The organism is Rhodococcus sp. T7, from assembly GCF_009872365.1.
Classification (GTDB): Bacteria; Actinomycetota; Actinomycetes; order Mycobacteriales; family Mycobacteriaceae; genus Rhodococcus_F.
In genome coordinates this window covers 146,298-152,754 of record NZ_WXYH01000390.1, presented here as the reverse complement: position 1 = coordinate 152,754, position 6,457 = coordinate 146,298, and the positions used below count along the sequence as shown (strand labels likewise).

The 6,457-nt window shown below is 66.8% G+C and carries 5 protein-coding genes and 1 pseudogene; 1 reads left to right on the top strand and 5 read right to left on the bottom strand.

Annotated elements, in window-relative coordinates; translation table 11 throughout:
- Nucleotides 1-255, top strand: a pseudogene (locus tag MLGJGCBP_RS51220) (hypothetical protein); the annotation flags it as partial.
- An 88-nt stretch (nt 256-343) separates the two neighbouring features.
- On the opposite strand, the gene MLGJGCBP_RS49210 reads toward MLGJGCBP_RS51220, so the two are convergent.
- The 5 genes from MLGJGCBP_RS49210 to MLGJGCBP_RS49190 all read right to left on the bottom strand — a co-directional run bounded on the left by MLGJGCBP_RS49210 (nt 344) and on the right by MLGJGCBP_RS49190 (nt 6,029).
- On the bottom strand, nt 344-1,540 hold the full coding sequence (locus MLGJGCBP_RS49210; protein ID WP_160096500.1) for a lipid-transfer protein: 1,197 nt from the start codon (nt 1,538-1,540) through the stop codon (nt 344-346).
- Nucleotides 1,537-1,980 carry a Zn-ribbon domain-containing OB-fold protein gene (locus tag MLGJGCBP_RS49205; protein WP_160096499.1) on the bottom strand — a complete coding sequence of 148 codons (444 nt, stop codon included), beginning with the start codon at nt 1,978-1,980 and terminating at the stop codon, nt 1,537-1,539. The genes MLGJGCBP_RS49210 and MLGJGCBP_RS49205 overlap by 4 nt, the downstream gene beginning before the upstream one ends.
- Nucleotides 1,981-1,986: 6 nt before the next feature.
- Nucleotides 1,987-2,475: a nuclear transport factor 2 family protein gene (locus MLGJGCBP_RS49200; protein WP_160096497.1), complete on the bottom strand. Its 489-nt coding sequence runs from the start codon at nt 2,473-2,475 to the stop codon at nt 1,987-1,989.
- A gap of 42 nt (nt 2,476-2,517) precedes the next feature.
- Nucleotides 2,518-4,470 (bottom strand): flavin-containing monooxygenase, encoded by a 1,953-nt coding sequence (locus tag MLGJGCBP_RS49195; protein ID WP_201453065.1) that lies wholly within the window; start codon nt 4,468-4,470, stop codon nt 2,518-2,520.
- A gap of 65 nt (nt 4,471-4,535) precedes the next feature.
- Nucleotides 4,536-6,029: an MFS transporter gene (locus MLGJGCBP_RS49190; RefSeq protein ID WP_201453064.1), complete on the bottom strand. Its 1,494-nt coding sequence runs from the start codon at nt 6,027-6,029 to the stop codon at nt 4,536-4,538.
- Nucleotides 6,030-6,457: the final 428 nt, after the last annotated feature.

The window sequence follows — 6,457 nt, the reverse complement described above, 5'->3', positions numbered from 1 at the left end:
GAGAGCATGGGGCCGATCGAGGATCGCACCCGTGAGCACCTGGGTACGTCCGACCTCGCCGTCATTCGGATGCGCCGGCTGATGCTCGATGCCGCACGCCGCAACACGCGCGGCGAGACGCCGCTGGGTCTGGCAGGGGATTACCGCTACGACGAAATCCGTTCGGCGGAGGAACTGATCGATCCGGGTGTGCGCTGGCAGGACGTCGTCGGGGTCCCCTCGTCGGCCAAGGCCGCACAGCCGACCGACGCATGACCCGCTCGTGAGCTGAACGCACAACGCCTCGACCCCGTTGCACCGATAGGGAATCGGTGCAACGGGGTCGAGGCGTGTGGAGCGACGGTCAGGCAGTGACGATCACTGCTGAACCGTGACCGAACAGGCCCTGGTTGATCGACATGCCGACGTTGGCGTTCGGCACCTGACGCTCTCCCGCGTCGCCGCGCAACTGGATCGTCAGCTCCACGACCTGGGCGATGGCCTGTGCCGGTACGGCCTCGCCGAAGCTCGCGAGACCGCCGCTCGCGTTCACCGGCACCCGTCCGCCCAGTGAAGTGACGCCGTCGTGCAGAATCTTCTCGGCCTCGCCCTCGGCGCACAGCCCGATGTGCTCGTACCAGTCGAGTTCGAGAGCAGTCGAAAGGTCGTAGACTTCCGCAAGATTCAGGTCGTCGGGCCCGAGGCCGGCCTCGGCGTACGCCGAACTGGCGAGCGAGGTCTTGAAACCTTCGTCCGGTGCGGGCACCGCGAGTGTCGAGTCGGTGGCGAAGTTGGGCATCTCGATGACGTTGTTCGGGTAGGTCGGCGAGTTCGTGGACAGCGCCGATATACGAACGGCGCGGCCACCCCGCTCGAGCTGCTTACGACGCGCGTAGTCCTCGCTCGTGATGACCAGTGCCGCGGCGCCGTCACTCGTGGCGCACACATCCAGCAGATGCAGCGGCTCGGCGACGTACGCGCTCGCCAGCACCTCGTCCTCGGTGACCACCTTGGTGAACCGTGCGTTCGGGTTGAGTGCGCCCGCGCGGCTGTTCTTCGCCTTCACCATCGCGAAATCGCGTTCGCTCGCGCCGTACGCCGCGATCCGGCGCTGCGCGTAGAGACCGAAGTAGGTGGGGTTGGTGGCACCGAGAAGCCGGAACCGCAGCCAGTCGGGATCGGTCTGATCGCCGCCGCCGAAGGGACCGAAGAACCCCTTGGGGGCGACGTCGGCGCCGATCACCAGGGCGACGTCGCACAGACCGGCGAGGATGTGGGCCCGGGCGGCCCCGATCGCCTGAGCCCCCGACGCGCACGCGGCGAACGAGCTGCTCAGACGGGTTCCGTTCCAGCCGAGCTCCTGCGCGAAGGCCGCGCCGCTGACCAGGCCGGGATAACCGCCGCGCCAGGTGTTCGCGCCGGCGACCATCTGCACGTCGGTCCAGTCGATGCCCGCATCCTCGAGGGCCGCACGAGCAGCGACCCGGCCGTACTCGACGAACGACTTCCCGAACTTGCCCCACGGGTGCATACCCACCCCGAGAACGGCTACTCCACTCATGATGCGACCTCCACGGTCTCGGAATTGTCGAGGGTCCAGCGCCACACCAACTGGACGCCGTCTTCGTCCTCCAGCAGCTTCTCGGTGCGCAGCGACACCGTGTCGCCGACGTTCGCGGGCGGGCTGTCGGGGCTGAGCTGCCCCAGTACGACCAGGCCGTCCTCCTCGAGCTCGACAGCGAGCACGGTGTAGGGCTCGAACGGATCGCCGGAGACGTAGGGGGCCGGAGGCTTGTAGTGGTTACGTGTCCACGACCAGATCCGGCCGCGGGTGCTCAGAGGGTGAGTTTCGAGCACATCACCGCCGCACCGCGGATTGCGGCAACGGTCGATGGTCGGGGGGAAGAAGACGGAACGGCAGCGCGTGCACGCCTTGCCCAGGAGCCGGGTCTCGCTCGCGTCGAACCAGTCGGGTACGGCGGAACGGGAAGGTGTCGTCATGATTCCCTAGTTCCTTTCGGGGGTGTGGGTGGTGGCAACGAGGTTCGTGGCCTTCGGCCGGTCGGCCGGCGAATCTTCGGGTGGCAGCAGCGGGACGAACCCGGCGCGTGCGGTGAGCAGGGTGTCGCCGTACTCGTCCATCCGCTGGATCAGCCCGTCGCGGAACGTGTAGACCCAGCAGTAGTCGTTGGTGTAGATCTCACCGTCGATTCGTGTCGCGCGCATGAGCTGCCGGACGACGGCCGTCTCGCCGTCGACCACGACCGCGACGACGTCGCGCTCGATCGTGTCGACCTGAAGCACCCGGCTCGTATTCGCCCCGGTGAGGGCGGCGGCCACCCGATCGCGGCCGCGGAAGGGCCGGGGGCGGATGCCGGCGGGTGGGTGCCATTCGACGTCCTCGGCCAGCAGCGCCGCGATCGCGCCGGCGTCGTTGCGAGCGCGGGCCTCATTGAATTGCAGGACCAGAGCCCGGGTGCGTTCGGTGTCGGTCATGTCGAGATGCCTTCCGTCTTCGTGGGTATGAGGGGCTGCGGCTCACTGATCGCGCGTGCGTTCGATGAACTCTTCCGCGACCAGACGGCGTGTGCGATGCCAGTAGTCGGCGTTCGTCCACGGCGTGTTGGTGACGATGCGACCCTTGCTGTTGCGGTAGTAGGTCGTCATGCCGGTGTGGGTCCAGATCGAACCGTCCAGCGCTGCGTCGATCTCGCCGTTGTAGGCGTCGAAGACCTCCTGCCGGCATTCGATGCTCGACAGATTCCGCTTCGCCATCCGCTCGAGTGCCTGCAGCACGAAGCGGACCTGCATTTCGACGCTGAGGACGTGGCTGCCACCATGACCTGCATTCGTGTTGGGGCCGTACAGGATGAACATGTTGGGGAAGTTGGGGACGGTCATGCCCAGGTAGGCCCGCGCGTCGTCGGCGCCCCAGCTCTCCCGCAGCGTCGTTCCGTCGCGGCCGTGAATTTCCATGGGGGCGAGCATGTTGAGCGTTTGGAAACCGGTGGCAAGCACGATCACGTCCACCTCGTGCTCGGCGCCGGATGAGGTGACCACACGCTGACCGTCGATGTGGGACACGCCCTCGTCGACGAGGGCGACGTCGTCGCGGAGAAGTGCATCGAACCAGCCGTGGTCGAGCAGCGGGCGTTTGCCATAGGGCGGGTAGTCGGGCACGCACTTGTCGATCAGCTCGGGGCGGTCCGCAAGCTTCTGCTCGATGTACCGGGTCAGGAACTTGCGGTGGCGCTCGTTCTCGGAGTTGATCGACCGGTCCTGATGCGGCCATTCCGGATCGATGCGCAGCATCGGATGCAGTCGGTCACCGAACTTCCAGGCCTGCTGTAGCCGGTACCAGGCGAGGTAGCCGGGGAACTCGGCCATGAGGAACTGCTTGGCCGGCTCCACTCCGCGAGTGGTGTTGGGGTTGGGCATGATCCACTGCGCCGAGCGCTGGAAGACGGTCACCTCGCGGGCGGTGCCGGCGATGGCGGGCACCAATTGCATCGCGGAGGCGCCGGTTCCGATCACGGCGACGCGCTTGTTCGCCAGGTCGATCCCGGGATCCCAGGCGCCGGTGTGGACGACCGGCCCGGTGAAGGAGTCCAGACCGTCGAGGTTCGGGTAGGCGGGACGGTTGAGCAGACCCACAGCGGTGATGACGACCGGGTACTCCGCGGTGTGCGTGGAGTTGTCGGCGCGGCGGAGCGTGACCCGCCAGTGCTGCCGGTCCTCGATCCACTCGGCGGTTTCCAGTTCGGTGCCGAACTGCACCCGCTTGCGGATGCCGTACGACGTCGCGATGTCGAGCAGGTACCCCTCGACCTCCGACTGCTTGGCGAAGTACCGGGGCCAATCCGCTCGTTGGGCGAACGAGTACGAGTAGAGGTGGACAGGGGTGTCGACGCCGCAGCCCGGGTAGACGTTCTCGTGCCACGTGCCGCCGGCGTCCGGGTTCTTGTCGATGATCGTGTACGGCACACCGGCTTCGTCGAGACGGATGGCCGCGCACAGTCCCGAGAAGCCGGTGCCGACCACCAGGACGTGCGGTGCCCGTTGACCGGACGCGGTGTCGATGACCGGCGTTGCGCGGGAGAGGGCACCGAGTTCCTCGGCGAGCATGCCACCCTGCGCGCTCGGCACTTCTTCGTCCAGGCACCGGCTGAGGACGTGCAGTACCTGCTCGGGTGTCAGGGGGGGAGCGTCGGGCAGTTCGCCGCGGCGATGCGCCAGGACGACGTCGAACGCCAGCGTGCGCAGCTCGGCTCGAACGTCGTCGGGCATGCCGCCGTCGTCGTGGTCGCCCGGCCCGCGCATGGCGGTGGGCCGGAACTTGCCTTCGAGAAGTGACAGATCGCCCGTGAGCTGCACGACCGCCGCCAGCAGTGTCGGCAGATTGGCATCGTCGAGCGCGGCGGCGAGGGACTGCTGGAACTCGGCTTCTGCGGGGTCCGAGACGGACAGCGGCGCGGGAGTTATTTGGGTCACAAGATTCCTGACTTCTGGCGACGGGAAGGGGCTCCGCGACTCGGCGGATTTTGAAACTATGAATATCAGAATAGGTCACGTGCGCGTCGCGCCGCAACGGGAACCGGTGAATTGCTCGAGGCGGGTGAGGTCGTTTCATTGCCTGCGAGTGCATTCCGGCAAGCGTCGATCGTTGGGGTCTCGGTGTGTGCCGGGAACCGTCGGGGCAGGAGAACGCCCAGGACCGTGGTCACGAGGGCGCACATCCCGGCCACCACCCACACGACGTCGAATGCTCGTGCCGTGGGGACGGGGGCAGACCCCGAGTCGACACTGAGCGAGACGAGAATCATCGCGAGGGTGGCACTCGCCAGCGACGCGCCGATGGAACGGAGGAGGGTGTTGATGCCGTTGGCGGCCGAAGATTCGGATTCCGGTGCGGCCGCCATCACCAGCCCCGGAAGTGCGGCGAACGAGACGGCGGTGCCCCCGGCGATCACGAACGCACAGGCCGTGACGGTGACGACGGTGCCGGGCACCACGAGCCGGACGGCACACGCGACGGTGGTGACGACACTCCCGATCAGCAGCACGGCACGACCGTTCCAGCGGTCGATGAGCATGCCGGCGAACGGCGAGACCAACACCTGCGCGAACGCGGTCGTCGCGACCGCAAGGCCGGCGGAGGTGGCGGTGAGACCGAAACCGTGACCGGTCCAGGTCGGTAGTTGTAATTGCTGCGTCGTGGCGAGCGTGTTGATGAACATCGCGAACGTGATGAGCATGCCGGCCAGATTGGTCAGCAGAACCGGACGATGGACGGCGGTCCGCAGGTTCACCAGGGGATTGGGCGCCCGCCACTGCAGCGGCGCCCATACCGCGAAGACGACGACGGCTGCGGCGACACAGCCGAGTGTGCGTGGACCAGCCCAACCCCAGGACCCGCCCTTGGACAGCGTCAGCAGCACGGCGGCGAGTCCCATCGACAGCAGCAGTGCACCGACGAAGTCGAATTGGCCGGGTGACCGTGACCCGATGTCGGGAACGATGAGGAGTGCGCCGATGGTCAGCAGCGCACCGCAGACTCCCGCGACCCAGAACACGGTGAGTGGTCCCGCGATGTCCTGCAGGAAGCCGGCGAGCGGGATGCCGAGGGTGGTCCCGATGCCGAGCGTCGCGCTCAGGCCGCCGATCGCGGTGCCGATTCTCGCAGGGGGCAGCGTGTCCCTGAGGATGCTGATCGCGACGGGCACGAGCGCCGTCGCGAAGCCCTGCAGCGACCGCCCGGCGATGAGTGCCGGAAACGTGCCGAGGAGGGCGATGAACGAGCCGGCGGTCATCACCGACATGACGATGACGAGCATCCGGCGCCGGCCCACCATGTCGGCGAGCCGGGTGACCACCGGGGTGGCGACCGCGGCGACGAGCAGGGTCGAGGTGACGAGCCAGGAGGCGTCGTCCGTACTCACCCCGTAGGTCTCCGGCACCGATGGGAGCATCGGGATCGCAATCGTGTGCTGGAGCGAGACGATCGTGCCGCACAGCGCCATCAACGTGACGATCAGCCAGGTGGGAGGCATTCGGTGGGGGAAAATCACTACGGTGCCTCCGGTCTGTGATCCGTGTTCGAGACGCACCGGAGGCAACCGAGATGCTCCGGGCAGGCGTCGAGGTGACGGTCGTGTTTTCGTCTGCCTGCCGACCCGATCCACGATATTATGATATTTGAAGTATCATAAGTATCACGCAGCCTGCAAACGTCTCGCCGCCGGGAGTTCGGCGTGAGTGCGTCCATGCAGGTCAAGTGCTCGAATCGAGCAATGTGAACGAACGTTTCCATTCGCGTCCGGGCGGTGCTAATGTGCGACGTGCTGCCGGATTTTCACCCAGCCGTCGCTGTCGGAGGTAGGAAGAAAATGGGATATCCGTTACCCAAGGGCAATTCGTTGCGGGGGCCGTTTCAGCCGATGCGTTTCGAGGCGACGGTCGAGGAGTGCATTGTGACGGC

Excerpts from the sequence above, each read along its gene's own strand:
- MLGJGCBP_RS49210 (WP_160096500.1), bottom strand. The coding sequence starts at position 1,540 with ATGAGTGGAGTAGCCGTTCTCGGGGTGGGTATGCACCCGTGGGGCAAG.
- MLGJGCBP_RS49205 (WP_160096499.1), bottom strand. The coding sequence starts at position 1,980 with ATGACGACACCTTCCCGTTCCGCCGTACCCGACTGGTTCGACGCGAGC.
- MLGJGCBP_RS49200 (WP_160096497.1), bottom strand. The coding sequence starts at position 2,475 with ATGACCGACACCGAACGCACCCGGGCTCTGGTCCTGCAATTCAATGAG.
- MLGJGCBP_RS49190 (WP_201453064.1), bottom strand. The coding sequence starts at position 6,029 with ATGCCTCCCACCTGGCTGATCGTCACGTTGATGGCGCTGTGCGGCACG.